We start from the raw sequence: 1,039 nt of genomic DNA, 5'->3' as shown, positions 1-1,039 counted from the left end.
GCCGGGCCCTTACGCCAGCACGCCGAAGAACGCGCCGACGATGCCCACGGCCATGGTGGCCACGATCAGCACCATGGGGTTGATCTTCTTGGACAGCAGCCAGTAGTACAGCCAGAAGGCGATCATGCCGAGCATGCCGGGCATGATGCCGTCCAGGATGTCCTGGAGGGTCTGGGCGTCGTCGCCCGAGCCGATGGCCACCGGGATGCTGGCCCAGAACATGTCCTTGCACATGGCGCCCACGACCATGACGCCCACGATGCCCACGCAGGTCATGATCTTCTGCATGAGGCCGGTCCTCTGGGCCTCGTCCAGGAAGCCCACGCCCAGCTCGTAGCCCTTGACGGCGCCCCAGATGCGCAGCGCGAAGCCGGGGACGTTGTAGATGAGCAGGAAGGCGATGGGGCCGAAGGGGTTGCCGGCCTGGCACAGGCTGATGCCCACGGCGGCGGCGACCACGCGCAGCGTCGACAGGAAGATGGAGTCGCCGATGCCGGACAGCGGGCCCATGAGGGCGGCCTTGACGTCGTTGACGCTCTCGGGCTCGATCTCGCCGCGGGCGACCTTCTCCTCCATGGCCATCGCGATGCCGCCGACGAACGGGGCGAACTGGACGGTGATGTTGAAGAACGCGCAGTGGCGGTGCAGGGCCTCGGCGTAATCGTCGGGGCGGCCGGCGTAGATCTTCTTGAGCATGTTGGCGACCATCAGGCAGAAGGCGATGTTCATCTGCTTGTAGTAGGTCCAGGAGAACTCCATGCCCAGGGCGCCGACGTTGACGGCGCTCTTGACGAGGTCGGAGCGCGTGATCTTGTTCTCGGGACTAGAAGTCATCGTCCTCATCCCCTTCCGCGGAGAGCTGGGGCTGGGCTCCGCCCAGGCCGAGCAGGTCGAACTTGTCGATGCCGATGATGATGGCGATCAGGGCGACGCCCAGGACGGGCACGTTGGCGTAGGAGCACAGCAGGAAGCCCAGGAAGTAGAAGGGCACGAGCTGCTTGGTGAGCACCAGGCGGCCGAGCATGGCGAAGCCCATGGC

Annotated in this window: 2 protein-coding genes; both read right to left on the bottom strand. The window is 65.7% G+C overall.

Annotation, left to right across the window (positions count from 1 at the left end; genetic code table 11):
- Positions 1-9 precede the first annotated feature (9 nt).
- A complete protein-coding gene (locus DXB53_RS09820) occupies positions 10-843 on the bottom strand; it encodes a PTS system mannose/fructose/sorbose family transporter subunit IID (RefSeq protein ID WP_035138993.1) in 834 nt (277 codons plus the stop codon).
- Positions 824-1,039, bottom strand: a 216-nt coding sequence (locus DXB53_RS09815) for a PTS sugar transporter subunit IIC (RefSeq protein ID WP_147326485.1), incomplete at its 5' end; no start/stop codon positions are given. The genes DXB53_RS09815 and DXB53_RS09820, both read right to left, overlap by 20 nt.

Source organism: Collinsella sp. OM04-5, from assembly GCF_003439125.1.
GTDB lineage: Bacteria > Actinomycetota > Coriobacteriia > Coriobacteriales > Coriobacteriaceae > Collinsella.
Note: the sequence above shows the minus strand (reverse complement) of the source record. Positions and strands in the feature narration are given on the sequence as shown.

Excerpts from the sequence above, each read along its gene's own strand:
- DXB53_RS09820 (WP_035138993.1), bottom strand. The coding sequence starts at position 843 with ATGAGGACGATGACTTCTAGTCCCGAGAACAAGATCACGCGCTCCGAC.